The following is a 21,220-nucleotide window of genomic DNA, read 5'->3' as shown; positions in this document are numbered from 1 at the left end:
CCAGGCGTAATCCGGTAACTGCCAGCAGCAAGTTAGGCAGGGCGCCAAGTGAAGAGCGCTTAGGCAGGAATGTGCAAAAGCGTGTCACAGGGGCGCTGTCTTTTTGCTGAACATACCGATATAAAAATTTGTTCACTTGCACTGCAAGGCTTGAAAATAATCAGCCTGTTATCTGTTCGTGGGCGGCAATTTAAAGTGCGGCAGGTGGCCGCCGGGTGAAATCGATGTGAAAAATTTGCAGGGGGTCATGGGTCGCTCCTTTTGCCCATGGTTGTGACATAAAAATGTGACAACCGTTATTCTCCGGCTTAAGTCCAGAAGCGTATGGGGAAGGGTGATGCTGCAGGTACAAGGGGTATTCAAGCGTTACGGCACGCCGCAGGGGCCGCTGGCTGTACTGGCGGGTGTCGACCTTTACCTGGGGGAGCGCAGCAGCCTGGCGTTGATGGGGGAATCCGGCAGTGGCAAAAGCACGCTGCTGCATCTGGTGGCCGGGCTCGACCAGGTCGACCGTGGCAGCATCCAGGTCGGCGATCAGCGCCTGGACCAAATGAGCGAAGCGCAGTTGGCCCACTGGCGCCGCACCGAGATCGGCCTGGTGTTCCAGCAGTTCAACCTGATCGGCAGCCTGCGAGTCGAAGACAACCTGGCATTCCAGGCGCGCCTGGCCGGGCGCCTCGATCCGGCATGGCAAGCACAGCTTGTGGAACGCCTGGGCCTGGGAGACTTGCTCAAGCGTTACCCCGAACAACTGTCCGGCGGCCAGCAGCAACGGGTGGCGGTGGGGCGAGCCCTGGCGTCGCGGCCCGGCTTGTTGCTGGCGGACGAACCCACCGGCAACCTCGACGAGGCCACCAGCGATGAAGTGCTGCAACTGCTGCTGGACCTGCTGCGGGACAGCCCTACCAGCTTGTTGATGGTGACTCACAGCCCGCGTATCGCCGCGCGCCTGGACCAGCAGGTGGTGTTGCACCGCGGCCAGGTACTTGCCGCGGATCCCCTCTGAAATGCGTGTCTTCTATTGGACGCTGTGCGCGTTGCTCAGCCATTGGCGCCGCCACCCGGTGCAGTTTTTCAGCGTGCTCACCGGCCTGTGGCTGGCCACCGCGCTGTTGACCGGGGTGCAAGCCCTCAATAGCCAGGCGCGGGACAGCTACGCCCGCGCCAGCCAACTGATCGGTGGCGAACCCCAGGCCAGCCTCGGTGCGCCGGACGGTGCCAGTTTCCCCCAGGCGCTGTTCGCCGAGCTGCGCCGCGCCGGGTGGCCGGTGTCGCCGGTGGTGCAGGGCCGCGTGACGCTCAAGGGGCATGAAGACCAGCGCTTGCAAGTGATGGGCATCGACCCGGTGTCGTTGCCTGGCGGTGGTGCGGTGGCCGGGCAGACCCTGGACCGGGCGCAGATGGTCGCGTTCTTCAACCCGCCGGGACGTACCTGGATTGCACCGCAGACCTTGCAGGCGCTGGGCCTGAAAGAAGGTGATCAGCCGCTGACGGCCGCCGGGCTTGCGCTGCCGCCCCTGCATGTACAACCGGACATGGCTCCCGGACTGTTACTGACTGACATTGGCTTCGCCCAACCCCTGCTGGACATGCCTCAACGTTTGTCGCGGCTGTTGCTGGACAAGGCCTTTGCTGCGGCTCATCCCGCCTTGCCGCCCGAATTGGGCGCGCAACTGCAACTCAAGCAGGCCGAAGAAAACAACCTCGCACGCCTCACTGAAAGCTTCCACCTGAACCTCGATGCACTGGGCTTTTTGTCCTTCGTCGTGGGGCTGTTTATCGTGCACGCCGCCATCGGCCTGGCCCTGGAACAACGGCGCGGCCTGCTGCGAACCTTGCGTGCGTGCGGGGTCAGCGCGCGGATGCTGATCCTCAGCCTGGCGGTCGAACTCGGTGGCATGGCCATGCTCGGCGGCCTGGTGGGCGTGGCCAGCGGGTACTTGCTCGCCAGCCTGTTGCTGCCGGACGTGGCCGCCAGTTTGCGCGGCTTGTACGGAGCCGAGGTGCCCGGCCAACTGAGCCTTAGCCCGCTGTGGTGGCTCAGTGGCCTGGGCCTGGGTTTGCTCGGCGCATTGCTTGCCGGGGCCAGCAGTTTGTGGCGCGCGGCGCGTTTACCGTTGCTGGCACTGGCCAATGCCCAGGCCTGGCATCAGGCGCATGGGCGCTGGCTGCGGCGTCAGGGCTGGGTGGCAGGCGCTGCCTTATTGATCGCGCTGCTGGCGCTGATGTTTGGTGACAGCCTGGCCAGTGGGTTTGTCTTGATGGCGGCCTTGTTGCTGGGCGCGGCGCTGGGCTTGCCGGTGGTGCTCAATGGCGTCCTGAAGACGGTGTTGGGGCGCAGCCGTTCGGTGTTGGGGCAATGGTTTCTCGCCGATTGCCGCCAGCAGTTGCCGGCCCTGAGCCTGGCGCTGATGGCCTTGCTGCTGGCGTTGGCCGCCAACATCGGTGCGGGTTCGATGACATCGGGCTTTCGCCACACCTTCAACAACTGGCTGGAACAACGCCTGACCGCCGAGCTGTACCTCAACCCGCAAAACCCGGCCCAGGCCGACGCGCTGCAAACCTGGCTGGTGCAGCAGCCACTGGTGCAGGCGGTACTGCCCACCTGGCAGGTTGCGGTGCAACTGCAAGGTTGGCCAGCGGACCTGTTCGGCGTGGTCGACGATCCTACTTATCGCGAGCATTGGCCGTTGCTGGAAGCGGCGACGGACCCATGGGGCCAGTTGCTGCAGGACGACACCCTGATGCTCAGCGAACAAATGGCGCGCAGGCTCAAGGTGCGGCTGGGCGATTTCATCAACATTCCCACGCCTGAAGGTCCATGGTCGCCCAAGGTGGTGGGGATTTACGCCGATTACGGCAACCCCAAAGGCCATCTGCTGGTGAACTCGCGGCACCTGTTGCAGCACTGGCCGGGATTATCACCGGCACGTTTCAACCTGCGGGTACTGCCCGGCAATGTACCGCTACTGGTGCGTGAAGTGCAGAACCGGTTCGCCTTGGAAGACAGCCGCATCGTCGATCAGCAGCAGCTCAAGGGTTGGTCGAGCCAGGTCTTCGAACGGACTTTTGCCGCCACCGCCGCCCTCAACAGCCTGACCCTGGGAGTAGCCGGCGTGGCGTTGTTCATCAGCCTGCTGACCCAAAGTCAAAGCCGCCTCGGCCAGTTGGCGCCGTTGTGGGCGCTGGGCGTGACGCGCCGCCAATTGATGCTGCTCAACCTCGGCCAAACCTGGCTGCTGGCGGTGCTGACTCTAATACTGGCATTGCCGTTGGGCTTGCTGCTGGCGTGGTGCCTGGATGTAGTGATCAACGTCCAGGCCTTCGGCTGGCGCCTGCCGTTGCAGGTATTTCCGTGGCAACTGGCGCAACTGCTGGGGCTGGCGATGTTGGCCACCTTGCTGGCGTCGGCCTGGCCGCTGTGGCAGTTGTACCGCAGTCGCCCGGCGGATTTGTTGAGGACCTTTGCCAATGAAGATTAAGTGCCTGCTTTGGGCGACCTTCCTGCTGCTCGGCGCCTGCGACAAACCGCCAGCGCCTGAAGCAAGCTTCGCCGGGCTGGGCAGCCAGGCGGCGGACTTTGCCCAAGTGGTGCCCGGCAAAGTCTTCAGCTTTCCCGAGGACCACGGCCCCCATGACGGCTATCGCATCGAATGGTGGTACCTCACCGCCAACCTCAAGGATGGGGAGGGCAATGCTTACGGCGTGCAATGGACGCTGTTTCGCAACGCGCTCAAGGCCGGGCCGACGCAACCGGGCTGGCACGACTCGACGATCTGGCTCGGCCACGCCGCCGTGACCTCGGCTACCCGGCATTATGCCGCCGAACGCTATGCCCGTGGCGGCGTGGGTCAGGCGGGCGCCCAGGCGGTGCCATTCAATGCCTGGATCGATGACTGGAATTTCGCCACCCGCCTCGATGCCGCCAGCCCTCTGGCGGACATGCAGTTGAAGGCCGCTGGAGAGCATTTCAACTACGACCTGCACCTGACCTCCAGCCGGCCATTGGTGCTCCAGGGCGATAACGGCTACAGCCGCAAGTCCGACCAGGGCCAGGCGTCGTACTACTACAGCCAGCCGTTTTTCCAGGCGGATGGCCGCGTGACCATCGATGGAAAACCTTATCAAGTCACCGGCACCGCCTGGCTCGACCGCGAATGGAGCAGCCAGCCCCTGACCGCCAGCCAGACCGGCTGGGACTGGTTCTCCCTGCACCTGGACAGCGGCGAGCAGCTGATGCTGTTTCGGGTGCGGCAGACAGACGGACCGTCGTACCTGACTGGCACCTGGATCGACAAGGATGGCCACACACAGACCCTGCACAACCAGGATATTCAACTGACGCCACTGGGCACGACCGCGATCGATGGGCGCAGCATTCCCACCCAGTGGTCATTGAAAATTCCGGGCAAACATCTGGATATCACCACGGAAGCGGTCAACCCAAAGGCCTGGATGAACCTGAGCATTCCCTACTGGGAAGGGCCGGTGAAATTTCAGGGCGGGGTGGGGTACCTGGAGATGACTGGGTATTAATTGTAAGAATCGGCTTACAAAATACTGGGCATACATACAGTAATTAATTAGATTCCATCCCAGGTGACCGGATGTCACCGGTTACCTGAGCTTCAATTTTTTAACTATGGATGGATAAAAAATGAAATCTAAAAAAGCCTTTGTATTGGGCGCGGCCATGATGGCTGTCAGCTTCGTTTCGGCCTTTGCCCTGGCCGAGCAATACCCGTCGCAGAGCAGCGTGCATCTGAGCGAAAAAAGCTTGAGTGCAGCGGTCAAGGGGGCCCTGAAATCTGGTGGCAAGGTGCAGGCCTCCGCGTCTTCGGCGCAGGTCCTGGACAAGCTCAAGGCTGCACAAAAAACCAAGACCCTCGGTGTGCCCAAGAAGGCTGCCAGTGTCGCGAAGCCTTCTGAAAGTGTGCAGGTCTCGCCGGCCACCCGGCTGGTAAAACCGGCCAAGGCGCCTGCGGCCCAGGCCGCGTTTATACCGCTGTGCGACAGCCTCGATATTAACGTCGGTTACAGCTATGACGGCTTGCAGAGCGGTGAATCAAAGTGCTTCCACTTTAATGTGCCCGCCAAGGCCAAGGTGCAGATCTACCTCGCCGGCCAGCAGCCGGGGACCGAAATGGCCCTGACGCTGTTCCAGGACGACGGGCAGAACAACCTGACGGCACTGATCACTTCTGATAACCCGGGCAACGGCGACGAAGTCATCAGCGGCATGCTTGAAGCCGGGGACTACTACTGGTTCCTGGAGGCCAAGGTTGCCGACGGTTCGGCCTTCGACTTCGGCGCGATCGTCAACACGGCAATTGACGCCTACGAGCCCAACGACACTGCGGAAACTGCCTTCGCCTTGCCGGACCGCTTGAATTATCTGGCGGGCAACCTCGACAGCCCGGATGACGTTGACTACTTCGATTTCGCCGCCGTACGCGGGCAGGGTGTCAGCCTGTTCCTCGGTGATGACGACAAGGGCGTGCGCAATCAGTGGATCTTCGAGTACTTCAACGGCAGCGCCTGGGTCAACATTCCGGGTGGCTCGACGGCGACCTTTCCGAGCCGGGCGCCAGGCTTTGTCTACAAGGCGCGCGTGCGGGCCAACCCCGCTGAGGCGTGGGATGCCACGTCCGAGTACAAGCTGACGTTCGGTTCGAGTCCGCGCCTGACGGACTCCGATGCGAGGGGCGGAACGGTGACCCGAATCCCGGTGGGCATCGCACCTCTGGCGACCCAGGTTGGTCGTCTCATGACCTGGAGAACCGAATGGAAAGACAGCACTGGCGTACCGTTGGTGGGGGTCACTTCACAGCTCAAGGTCGACAAGCGTTTTGTTCCGGGTCCGGACTTTAACTGGACGGTATTCTCGGACGTCACCGACAGTGCTGGCAAAACATCCGGAAGCGCGGAATTGGGCGGTTGTGTGGGGGATTACCGTGCCCAGTACTACGACAGCAGCACGGGCGTGAAGTACCTCTGGGACACCTGGTACAACGTCGGCGGCTGGCGCATCGACCTCAAGGAACTGCCGAATGTCGGCGTCGGTGGCGATAACGTTGCCTATGTGAGCCTGGGGCATATCTGCAGCCAGGACATCATTGGCCGATAACGGGCGCACAAGAGCCCTCTGAACTGTAAACGCTCCACTTAGGTGGGGCGTTTTTTATGGGTCTTTTTTTGATTCACGCGCTGGTGGTTCCCAATGCAGGGTGCCGAACAGGTAGTCCATCAGCGGCAGGACGATATTGAAGTTGCGCCCTTGCATCAGTTCACGACGGTGATGGAGGGCGTGCAGGTGATGCATCTGGCGGATCCACGGCAGGCGGGCCAAGGGGTGGTCGGGGTGCAGGTGTTCGCAGGCGTGGAAGCATTCATAGAGCAGATAGCCGAGGATCATGCAGCCGGCGAACAGGCCGGCGACGTTGGGGTTGAGGTGTTTGAGCAGCCACCAGGCGGGGAGGGTAACGGCCAGGCTGTGGAGCAGGATGAGCCAGGCGGGGAACAGGATGACGCGCCAGTCTCGCGGGCTGTCGTAGGTCATGTGGCCAGGGGTGAAGAAGCTGTGGTGGTCGCCGGTGTGGCGGGCGTAGAACAGGCGGGCGAGGGTGTGTTTGTGGTGGCCCAGGTGGCGGTGGACGAGGTAGATGCACAGGTTGAAGAAGATCAGGGTGAGGGGGATGGTCAGCCATTCCAGGGGGTGGATTTGTTGGGTGGTGGACCAGTACAGGGTGATGCAGAGCAGGCCGTAGCCGAGGACGAAACCGGCGTGGAGCCATGGGTTGTAGTGGGGGGTGATGCTTGCGCGGTAGCTGGCGCGGAAGGCCTCGGTGGGGTGGGTCATTGGGGGGCGCTCGGTGTTGTTTTTGTTGGGGGGTGAGCTTAGTTGGGATTGGGGGGATTGCTTGGCTTCGCGGGGGGGATTCCTGTGTACATATCCATTTCTTCGGTAACGGCGGCTTATGGTTCCGCTCTTACAGCGGGTCACTTTTGGCAAACGCCCCAAAAGTAACCAAAAGGTCTTTGCCCCACCACTCGGTGCCTCGCCCAGGCTCGGCATGCCCGCACTCCGGCTCGGCTCCGCGGGCCGCCGCGACGGGCCATCCATGGCCCGGCGCGGCTAAATCGGCATCCCTGCCGATTTACCCGCTCCACCGTGCCTGCTTGCGGCCATCGTGGTTAACGGGGCCCGCAGATCAAAATCACAAGCCAGATCAAAAGCAAGAGCACAGCGGCCTACAGGCCGGCTTGAGTGTTAAAAGCAAAAGCAGAGCTGCTTTTCTGTAGGAGCGAGCTTGCTCGCGAAAAACCTGAGACCGCCGCGTTGAATCAGGATGCCCGCGTCATCGTTAACGACCTTCGCGAGCAAGCCCGCTCCCACATTTGGACCGTGCCCGCTTCTGATTTTGCTGTTGCTGTTGCTGTTGCTGTTGCTGTTGCTTCACCACACTCAAGCCGGCCTGTAGGCCGCTGTGCTCTTGATCTGCTGTTGATCTTGATCTTAGGCGCCCCGTTAAACCACGCTGGCCGAACGCAGGCTTTGGAGCGTGGGTAACCCGGCAGGACGCCGGGTTAGCCGCGCTGGGCCAAGGATGGCCCATCGCGGCGGCCCACGCTCCAAAGCCGGAGTGAGGGCACACCGAGCCTAGGCGAGGTGCCGAGTGGTGGGGCAAGAGCGTTTTGCTTACTTTTGCGCTGTTCAAAAGTGAGCCGCTGTAAGAGCGGAACCCATATCAGCCATCACCCAAATAACGGATATACACCCCAAACCCCGCCTACACCTGCGACAGCAACAAGCCCTCAAACTCAACCTGAACCCGCGCCTGATCACAATGCGCCACATTAAACCGCATAAAATCCCGCAACCCCGGCTCATACCCAAACAACGCCCCCGGCGCCAACACCATCCCGCGTTTCAACCCGGCTTCAGCCAGCCGCTCACCATTAACCTCTGCCGGCAACCGCGCCCAGATAAACATCCCCCCCTCAAACCCCATCGGCAACTCACACCCACAACGCCGCAGCCACTGCTCAACGCGCCCCCCAGCCTCCAGCAGCCGCTGAACCATGCGCTTGCGATGCCTGGCATACCCACCCTCACTCAACAGCCGATACACAATCTGCTCAAACAACTCCGACGTAATCCCACCGCTCATCAACTTCATATTGGTCAGATTCGCCGCCAACTGCGGCGCCGCCACCACATAACTGACCCGCGCATTCGCCGTCAGCACCTTCGAAAACCCCGACAGATATGTCACCTGCTCCAACCCCGCCAACGTCGCCAAACGCGGCGGCGGGTTAGGGTGCAAGTCCCCGTAAAGATCATCCTCAACGATATGGCAGCGATACTCCCGGGCCAGCTGCAATAACCGAAACGCCTGGCTCGGACTAAACGAATGCCCGGTCGGGTTATGCAGCACACTGGTGGTCAGGTACAAACTGGGACGATGCTCCGCGAGCAACTGCTCAAGCGCGACAAAATCAAACCCGTCGGGCCGGCGAGCAATCGTCACCACCTTGACCCCATGCAATGCCAGGTTCGCGTGGAAGTTGAAATAACACGGCGCGTCCAGCAACACCGTGTCCCCGGGCCGCGCCAGCAGGCGCATTAGCATGTCCAGGCCTTGCACGGTGTTGGGCGTGGTGATGATCTGCTCCACCGGCACCGACAACCCTTCACCGTGCAGTTTCTGCTGCAACGCCTGGCGCAACGGCAGCAGGCCCGCCGGGGTGCCCAGCCCGGCGATGCGCAACGTGGGAGCACGCACAGCACTGCGCATGGCTTGGCGCAGCACGTCGGAATCCAGCCAGTCTTCCGGCAGGTGGCCGCCGCCGGGGCGCAGGTCGCCTTGGGCCATGGCCAGGGGGCGGCGCAGTACGCTGAGCAGGTCCTGAGGCAGCAAGTCGACCCAGGTGCTGGACGACGGTTGCGCCAGGCTGCTGGCGACAAAGTGCCCGCGACCCTGGCTGGAGGTCAGCAGGTGGCGCCCGCGCAGGCGGTCCAGCGCTTCATTTACGGTGAATTTTCCGACGCCCAGCAAGGCCCCCAACTCACGCACCGACGGCAGTTTGCTGCCGGCCGCCAGCTCGCCTTGCTCAATCGCATGGGCCAGTGCATCGACGATCTGCTGCACCTTCGGCGCTCGGTCATGAAAGTGAATCGCAGGAATGGGCATCGCACTGTCCTTAAGTTTGCCGCCAACTTTACCGGTAAAGTCTGCGCTTATTTCCGCAGAGTTTACCTGCCTGTGGCACGCCGTGCGCCCTAGACTGCAAACCTTCTTTCCTGCTGTGAACCCCACGCCATGGCCACTGCGCTGACGCTGTCTTCGTTTTTGTATTTCCTGCTGTTGTGCACCACCCTGGCGTTCAGCCCCGGCCCCATGACCTTGTTGTTGCTCAGCCTCGGCTTGAAAGACGGCCTGCGCCGCTCTTTGCCGGCACAGTTCGGTGCGAGTGTGTCCTATCTGGTCTCGATCCTGATCTTTGCCGTGGGCTTTTCCGAACTGATCAAGGACTACCCGCTGATCACCCGGATCATCCAGGTGGTGGGTGTCGCCTACATCCTTTACCTGGCCTACAAGCAATGGACCAGCAGCGGGGTGACGATCACTGCCCACGACGCAACCCCGGAAAATGCCCGTAGCCTGTTCGGTAAAGGCTTGCTCACCGGCCTGTCGAACCCCAAGGCGATCATCCTGTTCAGCGCTGTATTCCCACAGTTCGCCGCCATTGGCCAGGGCAGTGCGGCCGCTGACATCGCCATCCTCGGCCTGACTTTCCTGCTGCTGCAATTCGCCAGCGGCTGCCTGTATTGCTACTTCGGCCAGCGTATCAAGCACGTACTGGAGAACCCCAAGCGCCGGGTGCTGTTGCAACGGGCTACGGCGGTGCTGCTGCTGGGTGTGGCGTTGATGCTAGCCCGGGGCTTTTCCAACTGATGGCCAGCTTATGAGCGGTAGTGGCGATCTGCCGTTGCCCTGATAGACTTCGGGCATTCATCCAGGATCAAGCCAGACCATGCCAGCCGCAGGAGGAAAGGGGCTTTCGCTCGCTTCACGTCTGTACAAGTCGCGCGCCCTGGGATTGACCCTCGGGTTTGTCTGCGTGGCCGCCGCCATCTACCCGTTGAATAAACCCGTTTGGGTCTGGGGGGTGATGATCGCCAATGCCTTTATCTGGCCACATGTGGCGTACCAATGGTCGCGGCACTCGAAAAACTCCCTGCGCGCGGAACACCGCAACTTGTTGCTCGACTCGTTCTGCGGCGGGTTCTGGGTCGGCGCCATGCAGTTCAACCCGCTGCCCAGCGTGACCACCTTGTCGATGATGACCATGAACAATGTCGCCATTGGCGGCCCGCGCTTCATGCTCGCCGGGTGGGTGGCCCAGGCGCTGGGTATCGGCGCCTCGCTGCTGGTGTTCACCCCGGCAGTGACGGCCCTGACCAGCGAAGTGCAGCTCTACGCCTGCCTGCCGATCCTGATGCTCTATCCCCTGGCCCTGGGTTGGATCTGCTACCGGCAAGCGATTACCCTGGCCCGGCACAAACGCGAGTTGTTGGCCCTGAGCCGCACCGACAGCCTGTCGGGCCTGCTCAACCACGGCGCCTGGAAAGATCACCTGGAAATCGAGTTCCAGCGCTGTCGCCGCGACCAGCAGGGCGCGGCCATCGCGCTGATCGACATCGATCACTTCAAGACCATCAACGACACCTACGGCCATGTCACCGGCGATATCGTGCTGCGCCAATTGAGCAAAGTGCTGCGCCAGAATCTGCGGGCCACTGACCTGGCCGGGCGTTATGGCGGCGATGAGTTCTGCGTGATCCTGCCGGACATGCCGCTGAACCGTGCCACCGAAGTGATGGATGCCCTGCGCGACCGCTTCAACTCCCTGGCCTACGCACAGGACCCGACCTTGCGCGCCAGCCTGAGCATCGGCCTGGCGCCGTATCGACCGGCCCACGGCGACGCCACCAGTTGGCTGAACGACGCCGACCAGGCGCTGTACGAAGCCAAAAGCAGCGGGCGCAACCGGGTCAGTTCGGTGCAGGGAAGTTGGCTGAGGTCGATCTGAGGATCAACAAATTGTTTTTTGTCAGGTAGGGTGGAGCGCTACCTCCCAACAAAAAACAAGGATCGGTTCATGCTCTTCAACTTCCCGCGTACCTTGCTGGCAGCCACCCTGGCGCTGTCGTTCGCCATGCCGGCCTTCAGCGCCGAGCCCCACAAACAGATTCAGGCCGATTCCGAGCAGTACAAGGCCGATGCCTTGAAACTGTTGGAGCGCCTGGTGAATATTGATTCAGGCTCCGGCTACGAGCCGGGCCTGACCCAAGTGCGTGACATCGCTGTCGACGAGCTCAAACAACTGGGTTTCAGCATCCAGCTGGTGCCGGATGCTGCGGCCCATAACAGCCATGTCATCGCCACCCTCAAAGGCACCGGCAAGGCCAAGATCCTGCTGATGGCCCACATGGACACGGTGTTCAAGGAAGGTTCGGTTGCCGCGCGGCCGTTCCACATCAAGGACGGTCGTGCCTATGGCCCGGGCGTAATGGATGACAAAGGGGGCATTGTCGCCGGCATCTACGCCTTGAAAGTCCTGAAAAACCAGGGCTTCAAGGACTACGCGCAAATCACTTTCCTGCTGGACGCCAGCGAAGAAACCGGCACCGATGGCGCTTCCGAGCTGATCCGCAACACCGCCAAGGGCCACGACGTGACCCTCAACCTGGAACCGGGTCGCCCGGCGGATGGCCTGGTGGTGTGGCGCAAAGGCAGCGCCACTGCGGTGGTCGAGGTCAAGGGCAAGGCCGCCCACGCCGGCGTCGCTCCGGAACTGGGCCGCAATGCCGCAATGGAAGCGGCGCACCAGATCTTGCAACTGGGCAAGCTGGGGGATGCCGAGAAGAAAACTACCATCAACTTCACCGTGATCAACTCCGGCGACCGGGTCAATGTGATCCCGGACCAGGCCACCGCCAAGGCGGACGTGCGGGCGGCGTTGCCGGAAGAGTTTGATCGGATCGAGAAGGACCTGGCGCGAGTCTCGGCCAACAAGCTGATCCCCGAGACTGAAGTGACCACCAGCCTGCACCGTGGCCTGCCGCCAATGCCGCAGACGCCGGAGTCGGACAAGCTGGTGGCGATCGCCCAGGGGATTTATGGCGAGCTGGGGCGCAAGCTGACCATTGAAGGCAGCGGCGGGGCGGCGGATGCCAGCTTGTCGGCCGGCGTGGGTACGCCGACCCTGGACGGGTTCGGGATTGTTGGGGGCAATATTCATACGCCGGAGGAATATGCCGAGGTGGAGAGTGTGGCGCCGCGGATTTATTTGCTGAGCCGGATGATTATGGAGCTTTCCAAGCGCTGACTTAAGAACGCCACACCTCTAAATGTGGGAGCGGGCTTGCTCGCGAATGCGGTCTATCAGTCGACATCTGCTTGTCTGGTACACCGCTTTCGCGAGCAAGCCCGCTCCCACACAAGCCCGCTCCCACATGGGTTCTGTGGTGTTAGTGAGGTCAGGTTGCGATCACCGCCTCCCGCGTCTTCTCCCGCCCCAACACCAAACTGCACAGCGCCGGCAAGAACAGCAACGTCAACACCGTCCCCACCAACACCCCGCCAATCAGCACATACGCCAGCGACGACCAGAACACCGACAACGTCAGCGGAATAAACGCCAACGCCGCCGCCAGCGCTGTCAGGATCACCGGCCGTGCCCGGCGCACCGTGGCCTCGATGATCGCTTCACGAATCACCATGCCCTGGTCCTGGTTCTGCCGAATCTGGTCGGTGAAGATCAGCGTATTGCGCATCAAGATCCCGCCAATCCCGATCAGCCCCAATATGGCGTTGAACCCGAACGGCTGGTTGAACAGCAGCAACGTCGGCACCGCCCCGATCAACCCCAGTGGCGCGGTGGCGAACACCATGAACATCACCCCGAATGAACGCACCTGGAACATGATCACGGTCAACGTCAGCAGGATCATGATCGGGAACAGCGCCGCCAGGGCGACGTTGGCCTTGGCGCTTTCTTCCACCGGGCCGCCGATGACGATTTGATAACCGGCCGGCAGCTTGGCGATCAAGGGTTGCAGATCCTTGTACACGGCCATTTCCACATCCGGCGGCTGGGTGCCGTCGACGATGTCGGCGCGCACTTCCACGGTCAGCGCACGGTTGCGACGCTTGAGGATCGGTTCTTCCATCACCGCCTGGAAATGCCCGACCTGGGCCAATGGCACCGACACGCCGGCGCTGTTGGTCAGGGTCATGTTGTCCAGGTTGCCGAGGTCTTCGCGCTGGCTGCCCTGGGAGCGGGCAACCACTGAAACGGTGCGATTGCCCTCGCGTACTTCGGTGATCGGGTTGCCGCTGAGCAACGCATTGAGTTGGGATTTCACCCCGTCGGGGGTAAAGCCCAGCAGGCGCAGGCGGTCCTGGTCCAGCACCAGGCGATAGCTGCTGGCGCGCTCGCCCCAGTCGAGGAAGCTGTCGCGGGTGAGGGTGTTGGCGGCGACCACTTGACGCACGTCTTCAGACAGGCTGCGCAGCACATTCAGGTCGGGACCGGACACGCGAAACACCACCGGGAACGGCACCGGCGGGCCGAACACCAACTGGGTGACCCGCACCCGCGCCGATGGAAATTCGCCTGCCGCGATGCGTTCATCCATGCGTTTTTTCAGGGCGTCCCGGGCGTGGGCGTCGGCGGTCTGCACGATCAGCTTGGCGAAGGCCGGGTCTGGCAACTCGGGGTTCAGCGACAGGAAAAACCGCGGCGCACCACCGCCGACGTAGGTGTCGACCATCACGGTTTGCGGCTCCTCCATCAGCGCTTTTTCCACCTGCGCCGCTACCGCTTCGGTGCTTTTGAAGGCGCTGCCCGGCGGCATGTACACCTCAAGAATCAGCTCGGAACGGTCGGAGTTGGGAAAGAACTGCTTCTTCACCACGCCCATGCCCAGGCCACACAACACGAATGCCGCCACCACCAGCCCGGTCACCAGCCAGCGTCTGCGCACGCAAGCGTCCACCAGGCGGCGCAGTTTCTGGTAATAACGCCCGGCATAAATCGCATCGTGGCCGCCGGCAACCGGCTGGATGTGCGGCAGCAGCTTGACCCCCAGGTACGGCGTGAACACCACCGCCACCAGCCACGAAGCGATCAGCGCAAAGCCGACGATCCAGAAGATATTCCCGGCATATTCCCCGGCGCCCGAGCGGGCGAAACCCACCGGCAGGAAGCCGATAATCGTCACCAGCGTGCCCGTGAGCATCGGCGCGGCGGTGGAGCTCCAGGCAAACGTGGCCGCATGAATCCGGTCAAAACCTTCTTCGAGTTTGACCACCATCATCTCAATCGCAATGATCGCGTCGTCCACCAGCAGGCCGAGGGAAATGATCAGCGCGCCCAGGGTCACCCGGTCGAATTCACGGCCGGTCATCAGCATGATTACAAATACGATCGACAGGGTCAGCGGCACGGCGGCCGCCACCACCAGCCCGACCCGGAACCCCAGGGCCAGCAGGCTGATGATCATCACCACTGCCAGGGCAACGAAGAACTTCAGCATGAACTCGTTGACCGCCAGGCTGATGTTTTTCGCCTGGTCGGAGACCTTGGCAAAGTTGACCCCCAGGGGCAGGTCGGCCTGGATTTTCGCTTCCTGGGCCTTGAGGGCCTTGTCCAGTTCCAGACCGTTCCAGTGCTTCTCCATGATCACGCCAAGCATCAGCGACGGGTCGCCCTGATGGCGGATGCGGTAGCTGGGCGGGTCTTCATAGCCCCGGCTGACGGTGGCCACATCGGCGATGCGCAGCAGCTTGCCGTTGGCTTCCAGCGGGACGTTTTCGATCAGCGCCAGGCTGTCGAAGGCGCCATCGATACGGATATAGGCACGTGCCCCGGCAGTCTCGACAAAGCCTGAAGGCGCCACGGCGTTCTGGGCGGCGAGGGCGGCGAAGATCTGTTCGGGCTTGATGCCCAACGTGGCCAGGCGCTCATAGGAAAACTCGACAAAGATCCGCTGCGCCTGCTCGCCAAGAATATTGACCTTCTTCACCCCCGGCAGGTTGAGCAGGCCTTGGCGCATGTCCTCGGCCATCTGTACCAATTGCCGGTGTGGCAGGTGTTCGGCCTCCAGCGCGTACAGGGAAAAGTACACGTCGGAGTATTCATCGTTGAAGAACGGCCCGATCACGCCCTTGGGCAACTTCGCGGCTTCGTCGCTGAGTTTCTTGCGGGTCTGGTAGAACAGGTCCTGGATCTCGCTGGGGCGCGTGGACTCCAGGTACGTCATGCGCATCGAGACAAAACCCGGCTGGGCGATGGTTTCGACGCGGTCGTAGTAGTCCAGCTCCTGCAGGCGTTTTTCCAGGCGGTCGGCCACTTGTTCCTGCATTTCCTGGGCGGTAGCGCCGGGCCAGGCGGCGGTGATGGTCATGACCTTGACGGTGAACGAAGGGTCTTCGGCGCGCCCCAGTTTGCCAAAGGCAAAGACCCCGGCGGCGAGGATCGCGATGATCAGGAACAGCGTGACCGCGCGATGTTTGACCGCCAGTTCGGAGAGGTTGATCCCGCGCATTATCAGTGTTCCTGCTGACGGTTGAGGGCCAATACCTGGGCCGGCAACAGGCGTACCGCGTCACCGCTGTGCAGCAGGTGCGCTCCAAGGGCGACGACTACTTGGCCAGGGCTCACGCCGCTGTCCAGCAACGCGTCTTCCTGGCCGAGGCTGGCGACTTTGACCGGGGTGAAGCTGACCTTGTCGTCGGCGCCGATCACCCACACACCGGTACCTTTGCCGGCATCCTGCAGTGCGCCAATGGGCACGCGGGTCTGTTGGGCCTGGCCGTCGCCTTGCAGGCGCACGGTGATGGTCGAGCCGAGGGCGAAGCGGTCGACGGGGCCATGCAATACATAGCGCGCACGGTAGGTGCGGGTGGTCGGGTCGGCGCTGGCGGACAGCTCGCGCAAGGTGGCCGTCACCGCCTGTTCGGGGGCGCCGAAGGGGAAGGCCAGGGCTTTTTGCGAAGCCTGGTCGCGCTGGTTTTCCGGCAGGTTGACGATGGCTTCCCGGGCGCCGTCGTGGGCCAGGCGCGCAACCACTTGCCCCTCGGCCACCACTTGGCCGCGATCCACCCGCACGTCGGTGATGATGCCGTCGCTATCGGCCTTCAGCACCGAGTAGGTGCGGCGATTTTCGATCTGGCTGGCGTCGGATTGCGCGGAGGCCAGTTCGGCTTCGGCCACCCGCAGGTTGGTGGCGGACTGGTCGAAAATCTGCCGCGACACGGCGCCGGTATTCGCCAGGCGCTGGTAGCGGGATTCATCATCCCGCCGTTGACGCAGTTGCGCCTGGGCCGCATTGACGCGGTTTTTGGCCGAGCGCAGGGCCAGTTCGAAGTCGCCGATATCCAGCACCAGCAAGGTGTCGCCACGGCTGACGTGCTGGCCGGGATCCACCTTGCGCTCGATCACCTTGCCGCTGACGCGGAACCCCAGGTCACTTTCCGTACGTGCAGCCACTACGCCGGTGTAGGCGCTTTGCTGGCTGCCGGCGGCTTCGACCTTGGCGGCGAGCACCGGGCGGGGCAGGGGTGCTTCGGCGACGGGGTCGGCCTTGTTGTTACAGCCGCTGAGTACCGCTAACAGGGCCAGGGGCGTGAGAAGACGCAGGGGAAGAGGGTTCATGTCGGGCTCCGTGGGGCGGGTGAGCGTGTTAGGTGATAAAAAATTACGTGCGTAATATTTAACGCCATATTATGGCCGAAATATAAAATAATCCAGCCCTCGAACTTCCGTTCCATAGGTAGGACGATCCAGGCCGATTTTGCCGTCTAGCGCTGAATTGGTATCGGATTTAAGGTGTATCCATTACTGGAGACACATATGAAAAAGATCATCGGCCTCTACACCAGCCCGCGCGCCCATTGGGTCGGCGACGGCTTTCCGGTTCGTACCCTGTTTTCCTACGACACCATGGGCAAGCAGATCAGCCCGTTCCTGTTGCTGGATCACGCCGGTCCTGCGGCGTTCACCCCGACCGAGCAACGACGCGGCGTGGGCCAGCATCCCCATCGCGGTTTTGAAACCGTGACCATCGTCTACAAGGGCGAAGTCGAGCACCGCGATTCCACCGGCGCCGGCGGCACCATTGGCCCGGGCGATGTGCAATGGATGACCGCAGCCAAGGGCATCATTCACGAGGAGTTTCACTCCGAGGCATTCGCCCGCAGCGGTGGCGCCCTGGAAATGGTCCAGTTGTGGGTCAACCTGCCGGCCAAGGACAAAATGACAGATGCCGGTTACCAGACCATCCTCGATGGCGATATCCCGACGCTGCCCCTGGCCGACAACGCCGGCAGCCTGCGCTTGATCGCGGGCGAGTTCGACGGGGTCAAGGGCCCGGCCCGAACCTTCACGCCGATCGACGTGTGGGACATGCGCCTCAACGCCGGCCGTTCGGTGACGCTGGACCTGCACGCAGGGCGCAATACGGCGCTGGTGGTATTGCGCGGCACGGTGCGGATTAACGCGACAGACGTGGCGCGGGAAGGGCAGTTGGCGCTGTTTGAGCGCGACGGCACGCAACTGCGCCTTGAGTCCAGCGACGATGCCATGGTGTTGCTGCTCAGCGGCGAACCGATCGACGAGCCCATCGTCGGCCACGGCCCGTTTGTGATGAACACCGAGCAGGAAATCCACCAGGCGTTTGCTGACTATCAGTCCGGGCAATTCGGGCAGATGCAGCGCTAGGGCGCTATACCCTCCAAAGGCATTTCATGCGATCTTCATGGCATTCGCCCTGGAGTCGCCTGGATGCCCTCATTTATCTCCGATCACCCGATGTTTTGTGCGTTGGCGCTGGTGCTGATCGACATTGCCGTATGGCGCCTGATCTCTGCCGATTTCGCCAATTGGAAGCTGGCGGCGCGGCTGGTGATTTTTGCGGTGTTCAGCGCCGTGCTGTTCAACGAAGGCATGAACCCGATGCAGGTCGCGCCGTTTGGCGACAACGTGGCGCTGCACCTGGCGGCGACGGCGTTTCAGATCGGCTGGTGGTTGTTCGCGGCACGCACCCTCACGGTATTGCTCGGCGCGGTGATGATGCAGCGGGTCGGCCATACCGGGCGGCTGTTGCAGGACCTGGTGGGCGCGGTGATCTTCCTGATCGCGATCATCGCAGCCATGGCCTACGTGCTCGACCTGCCGGTCAAGGGCGTGCTGGCCACTTCCGGTGCGGTGGCGATCATCGTCGGCCTGGCGTTGCAAAGCACCTTGAGCGACGTGTTTTCCGGCATCGTCCTCAACACCACCAAGCCCTACCAACTGGATGACTGGATCTCCATCGACGGCATCGAAGGCCGGGTGATTGACATCGACTGGCGCGCCACTCAACTGCAAACCTCCCAGGGCAGCCTGGCGGTGGTGCCCAATTCGTTGGCGGCCAAGGCCAAGATCATCAACTTCTCGCGCCCGGCGGATATGTTTGGCTTGTCGGTCAGCCTGCAGGTCAGCCCCCATGCGCGGCCGCAAACCGTGCTGGATGCGTTGGAGCGGGCGATGCAGGGGTGTCGGCCGTTGTTGGCCAAGCCGGCGCCGAGTGTGGCGTTCAAGACGTCGGCCAGTGGTGGGGTGGAGTATGAGATCAGTGGGTTTGTGCCGGCGATGACGCTCAAGCGTGAGGTGCGTAACCAGCTTTATGATTTGGCGTTTCGGCATTTGCAGGCGGCGGGGGTGAGTTTGTTGTCGTCGGCCGAGGGTAATGCGCCGGTGGCGGTTTCCCGGGCTCGGGCGTTGTTGGAGAGTTCGTCTATTTTCTCGACGTTGAGGCAGGAGGAGAAGGAGACGTTCAGCCAGAACATGACGCTGCAGACCTTCCGCGCCGGGGAGATGATTTTGCCGGCCGGGGAGGTGAGTGATCACCTGTTTATCATTGAGTCCGGGGTGATTTCGGTGATGTTGACCAAGGCTGGGCACAAATTTGAAGCCGGGCGGATGGGGCCTGGCGAGGTGATCGGCGAGGCCGGGATTTTGTCGGAGCAGGGTGTGCCTGCGGACTTTTCGGCGAAGACGTTTTGTACGTTGTATCGGATTGAGAAGGAGTATCTGAAGCCTTGTCTGGATGCTCGGCATGACATTAGTGAGGCGATGAAGAGTTTGTTGGATTTCAGGTTGCATGCGGCTCAGAGTTTGACGCAGGAGGCGCCTGTGGTACCGGTTAAGAAGGGGTTTATGCAGTGGCTGCGGAGTCGGGGCTGACGGGGTGCATATCCGTTGCTGCGGTAACGGCCGCCTATGGTTCCGCTCTTACAGCGGGTCACTTTTGGCAAACGCCCCAAAAGTAACCAAAAGGTCTTTGCCCCACCACTCGGTGCCTCGCCTGGGCTCGGCATGCCCGCACTCCGGCCCGATTCCGCGGGCCGCCGCGACGGGCCATCCATGGCCCGGCGCGGCTAAATCGGCATCCCTGCCGATTTACCCGCTCCACCGTGCCTGCTTGCGGCCATCGTGGTTGACGGGGCCCGCAGATCAAGATCAAAAGCAGATCAAAAGCAGAGCACAGCGGCCTACAGGCCGGCTTGAGTGTGGTGAAGCAGAGGCAAGATCCAGAGCGAAAACAGGGCTGCTTTTCTGTGGGAGCGGGCTTGCTCGCGAAGAACCTGAGACCGCCGCGTTCATTCAGGATGCCCGCGTCATCGTTAACGACCTTCGCGAGCAAGCCCGCTCCCACATTTGGACTGTGCCCGCTCTTGATTTCGCTGTTGCTGTTGCTGTTGCTTCACCACACTCAAGCCGGCCGGTAGGCCGCTGTGCTGTTGATCTGCTGTTGATCTTGATCTTAGGCGCCCCGTTAAACCACGCTGGCCGAACGCAGGCTTTGGAGCGTGGGTAACCCGGCAGGACGCCGGGTTAGCCGCGCTGGGCCAAGGATGGCCCATCGCGGCGGCCCACGCTCCAAAGCCGGAGTGAGGGCACACCGAGCCCAAGCGAGGTGCCGAGTGGTGGGGCAAGAGCCTTTTGGTTACTTTTGGGCTCCTTTCAAAAGTGACCCGCTGTAAGAGCGGAACCAATAGCCGCCCTGACCGCAGCAACGGATATGTACACCACCCCCGCCACCACCGATCAAACACCCCTTGCGACCCCCCAATTTCTTTGCTAGCTTCTTACAAAATGTTAACGATAACATTTGCTCTAAAAATAAAAACAAAACAGAGATCCCCACCATGAAAATGCTTCCGAAAACCCTGTGTTTGTTGGCTCTGAGCATCAATCTTGGCACTTCTGGCCTGGCCCTGGCCGACACCAAACCCGCCCCCATCCGCATCGGCGCGTCCTTCCAGGAAATCAACAACCCTTACTTCGTCACCATGAAAGACGCCCTGCAGGAAGCCGGGGCGACCATCGGTGCGCAGTTGATCATCACCGACGCCCGCCACGACGTGTCCAAACAGGTCAGCGACGTCGAAGACATGCTGCAAAAGGGCATCGACATCCTGCTGATCAACCCCACCGACTCGGTCGGCGTGCAATCAGCCGTCAAATCCGCCCACGCCGCCGGCGTAGTCGTGGTCGCCGTCGACGCCCAAGCCGAAGGCCCACTGGACTCCTTCGTCGGCTCGAAAAACTTCGACGCCGGCTTCCAGGCCTGCGAATACCTGGCCAAGAACATCGGTGACAAGGGCAATATCGCCATCCTCGACGGTATCGCCGTCGTACCGATCCTGGAGCGCGTACGCGGTTGCAAAGAGGCCGTGGCCAAGCACCCGGACATCAAGATCGTGAGCATCCAGAACGGCAAGCAGGAACGTGACCAGGCGCTGACCGTCACCGAAAACATGCTGCAGGCCCAGCCCACCCTCAAGGGCATTTTCAGCGTCAACGACAACGGCTCCCTCGGTGCACTCTCGGCCATCGAAGCCAGTGGCCTGGACGTCAAACTGGTGAGCGTCGACGGCGCGCCGGAAGCGATCAAGGCCATCCAGAAACCCGGCAGCAAATTCATCGCCACCTCCGCGCAATACCCCCGTGACCAGATCCGCCTGGCCCTGGGCATCGCCCTGGCCAAGAAATGGGGCTCGCAAGTGCCGGCCACGATCCCGGTGGACATCACCCTGATCGACCAGGCCAAGGCCAAGGATTTCAGCTGGTAAAACACCCAGGCCCCACGCCAGGCGTGGGG

At 62.0% G+C, this 21,220-nt stretch carries 14 protein-coding genes; 10 read left to right on the top strand and 4 right to left on the bottom strand.

Going from position 1 to position 21,220, the window contains the following annotated elements; all coding sequences use genetic code 11:
• The first annotated feature begins 337 nt into the window (after nucleotides 1-337).
• From HBJ59_RS29605 to HBJ59_RS29590, 4 genes are all read left to right on the top strand, one after another.
• Nucleotides 338-1,006 carry an ABC transporter ATP-binding protein gene (locus HBJ59_RS29605; RefSeq protein WP_167665606.1) on the top strand — a complete coding sequence of 223 codons (669 nt, stop codon included), beginning with the start codon at nucleotides 338-340 and terminating at the stop codon, nucleotides 1,004-1,006.
• Nucleotide 1,007: 1 nt separating this feature from the next.
• On the top strand, nucleotides 1,008-3,482 hold the full coding sequence (locus HBJ59_RS29600) for an FtsX-like permease family protein (RefSeq protein ID WP_167665605.1): 2,475 nt from the start codon (nucleotides 1,008-1,010) through the stop codon (nucleotides 3,480-3,482).
• Nucleotides 3,472-4,536 carry a lipocalin-like domain-containing protein gene (locus HBJ59_RS29595; RefSeq protein WP_167665604.1) on the top strand — a complete coding sequence of 355 codons (1,065 nt, stop codon included), beginning with the start codon at nucleotides 3,472-3,474 and terminating at the stop codon, nucleotides 4,534-4,536. The genes HBJ59_RS29600 and HBJ59_RS29595 overlap by 11 nt, the downstream gene beginning before the upstream one ends.
• Before the next feature lie 121 nt (nucleotides 4,537-4,657).
• A complete protein-coding gene (locus HBJ59_RS29590; RefSeq protein ID WP_167665603.1) occupies nucleotides 4,658-6,127 on the top strand; it encodes a hypothetical protein in 1,470 nt (489 codons plus the stop codon).
• Nucleotides 6,128-6,181: 54 nt separating this feature from the next.
• Here HBJ59_RS29590 and HBJ59_RS29585 read toward each other — a convergent pair whose 3' ends face one another.
• Both HBJ59_RS29585 and HBJ59_RS29580 read right to left on the bottom strand, forming a co-directional pair.
• Nucleotides 6,182-6,859, bottom strand: a complete 678-nt coding sequence (locus HBJ59_RS29585) for a sterol desaturase family protein (protein ID WP_167665602.1) — start codon at nucleotides 6,857-6,859, stop codon at nucleotides 6,182-6,184.
• 931 nt (nucleotides 6,860-7,790) lie between these two features.
• Complete coding sequence (locus HBJ59_RS29580) at nucleotides 7,791-9,194, bottom strand: PLP-dependent aminotransferase family protein (RefSeq protein WP_167665601.1); 1,404 nt, start codon at nucleotides 9,192-9,194, stop codon at nucleotides 7,791-7,793.
• A gap of 129 nt (nucleotides 9,195-9,323) precedes the next feature.
• On the opposite strand from HBJ59_RS29580, the gene HBJ59_RS29575 reads away from it, so the two are divergent.
• The 3 genes from HBJ59_RS29575 (at nucleotide 9,324) to HBJ59_RS29565 (ending at nucleotide 12,396) form a co-directional block, all read left to right on the top strand.
• Entirely contained in the window at nucleotides 9,324-9,959 is a 636-nt protein-coding gene (locus HBJ59_RS29575) for a LysE family translocator (protein WP_167665600.1), read from the top strand.
• A 79-nt stretch (nucleotides 9,960-10,038) separates the two neighbouring features.
• On the top strand, nucleotides 10,039-11,097 hold the full coding sequence (locus HBJ59_RS29570; RefSeq protein WP_167665599.1) for a diguanylate cyclase: 1,059 nt from the start codon (nucleotides 10,039-10,041) through the stop codon (nucleotides 11,095-11,097).
• A 69-nt stretch (nucleotides 11,098-11,166) separates the two neighbouring features.
• Nucleotides 11,167-12,396 carry a M20/M25/M40 family metallo-hydrolase gene (locus tag HBJ59_RS29565; RefSeq protein WP_167665598.1) on the top strand — a complete coding sequence of 410 codons (1,230 nt, stop codon included), beginning with the start codon at nucleotides 11,167-11,169 and terminating at the stop codon, nucleotides 12,394-12,396.
• Between the two features lie 151 nt (nucleotides 12,397-12,547).
• Here HBJ59_RS29565 and HBJ59_RS29560 read toward each other — a convergent pair whose 3' ends face one another.
• Together HBJ59_RS29560 and HBJ59_RS29555 are read right to left on the bottom strand one after the other, a co-directional pair.
• Nucleotides 12,548-15,619, bottom strand: a complete 3,072-nt coding sequence (locus tag HBJ59_RS29560; RefSeq protein WP_167665597.1) for an efflux RND transporter permease subunit — start codon at nucleotides 15,617-15,619, stop codon at nucleotides 12,548-12,550.
• A 2-nt stretch (nucleotides 15,620-15,621) separates the two neighbouring features.
• Entirely contained in the window at nucleotides 15,622-16,728 is a 1,107-nt protein-coding gene (locus HBJ59_RS29555) for an efflux RND transporter periplasmic adaptor subunit (RefSeq protein WP_076015700.1), read from the bottom strand.
• 198 nt (nucleotides 16,729-16,926) lie between these two features.
• On the opposite strand from HBJ59_RS29555, the gene HBJ59_RS29550 reads away from it, so the two are divergent.
• The 3 genes from HBJ59_RS29550 to HBJ59_RS29540 all read left to right on the top strand — a co-directional run bounded on the left by HBJ59_RS29550 (nucleotide 16,927) and on the right by HBJ59_RS29540 (nucleotide 21,191).
• Nucleotides 16,927-17,793: a pirin family protein gene (locus tag HBJ59_RS29550; protein ID WP_076015699.1), complete on the top strand. Its 867-nt coding sequence runs from the start codon at nucleotides 16,927-16,929 to the stop codon at nucleotides 17,791-17,793.
• A gap of 63 nt (nucleotides 17,794-17,856) precedes the next feature.
• Entirely contained in the window at nucleotides 17,857-19,299 is a 1,443-nt protein-coding gene (locus tag HBJ59_RS29545; protein ID WP_167665596.1) for a mechanosensitive ion channel domain-containing protein, read from the top strand.
• A 965-nt stretch (nucleotides 19,300-20,264) separates the two neighbouring features.
• Nucleotides 20,265-21,191: a substrate-binding domain-containing protein gene (locus HBJ59_RS29540; protein WP_017475204.1), complete on the top strand. Its 927-nt coding sequence runs from the start codon at nucleotides 20,265-20,267 to the stop codon at nucleotides 21,189-21,191.
• The last annotated feature ends 29 nt before the right edge of the window (nucleotides 21,192-21,220 follow it).

The sequence above is a fragment of the Pseudomonas sp. AN3A02 genome (assembly GCF_011765255.1).
Classification (GTDB): Bacteria; Pseudomonadota; Gammaproteobacteria; order Pseudomonadales; family Pseudomonadaceae; genus Aquipseudomonas.
This window is presented reverse-complemented; position numbering and strand designations above follow the sequence as displayed.

Excerpts from the sequence above, each read along its gene's own strand:
- HBJ59_RS29565 (WP_167665598.1), top strand. The coding sequence starts at position 11,167 with ATGCTCTTCAACTTCCCGCGTACCTTGCTGGCAGCCACCCTGGCGCTG.
- HBJ59_RS29545 (WP_167665596.1), top strand. The coding sequence starts at position 17,857 with ATGCCCTCATTTATCTCCGATCACCCGATGTTTTGTGCGTTGGCGCTG.
- HBJ59_RS29570 (WP_167665599.1), top strand. The coding sequence starts at position 10,039 with ATGCCAGCCGCAGGAGGAAAGGGGCTTTCGCTCGCTTCACGTCTGTAC.
- HBJ59_RS29580 (WP_167665601.1), bottom strand. The coding sequence starts at position 9,194 with ATGCCCATTCCTGCGATTCACTTTCATGACCGAGCGCCGAAGGTGCAG.
- HBJ59_RS29555 (WP_076015700.1), bottom strand. The coding sequence starts at position 16,728 with ATGAACCCTCTTCCCCTGCGTCTTCTCACGCCCCTGGCCCTGTTAGCG.
- HBJ59_RS29590 (WP_167665603.1), top strand. The coding sequence starts at position 4,658 with ATGAAATCTAAAAAAGCCTTTGTATTGGGCGCGGCCATGATGGCTGTC.
- HBJ59_RS29600 (WP_167665605.1), top strand. The coding sequence starts at position 1,008 with ATGCGTGTCTTCTATTGGACGCTGTGCGCGTTGCTCAGCCATTGGCGC.
- HBJ59_RS29560 (WP_167665597.1), bottom strand. The coding sequence starts at position 15,619 with ATGCGCGGGATCAACCTCTCCGAACTGGCGGTCAAACATCGCGCGGTC.
- HBJ59_RS29585 (WP_167665602.1), bottom strand. The coding sequence starts at position 6,859 with ATGACCCACCCCACCGAGGCCTTCCGCGCCAGCTACCGCGCAAGCATC.
- HBJ59_RS29595 (WP_167665604.1), top strand. The coding sequence starts at position 3,472 with ATGAAGATTAAGTGCCTGCTTTGGGCGACCTTCCTGCTGCTCGGCGCC.
- HBJ59_RS29550 (WP_076015699.1), top strand. The coding sequence starts at position 16,927 with ATGAAAAAGATCATCGGCCTCTACACCAGCCCGCGCGCCCATTGGGTC.
- HBJ59_RS29605 (WP_167665606.1), top strand. The coding sequence starts at position 338 with ATGCTGCAGGTACAAGGGGTATTCAAGCGTTACGGCACGCCGCAGGGG.
- HBJ59_RS29540 (WP_017475204.1), top strand. The coding sequence starts at position 20,265 with ATGAAAATGCTTCCGAAAACCCTGTGTTTGTTGGCTCTGAGCATCAAT.
- HBJ59_RS29575 (WP_167665600.1), top strand. The coding sequence starts at position 9,324 with ATGGCCACTGCGCTGACGCTGTCTTCGTTTTTGTATTTCCTGCTGTTG.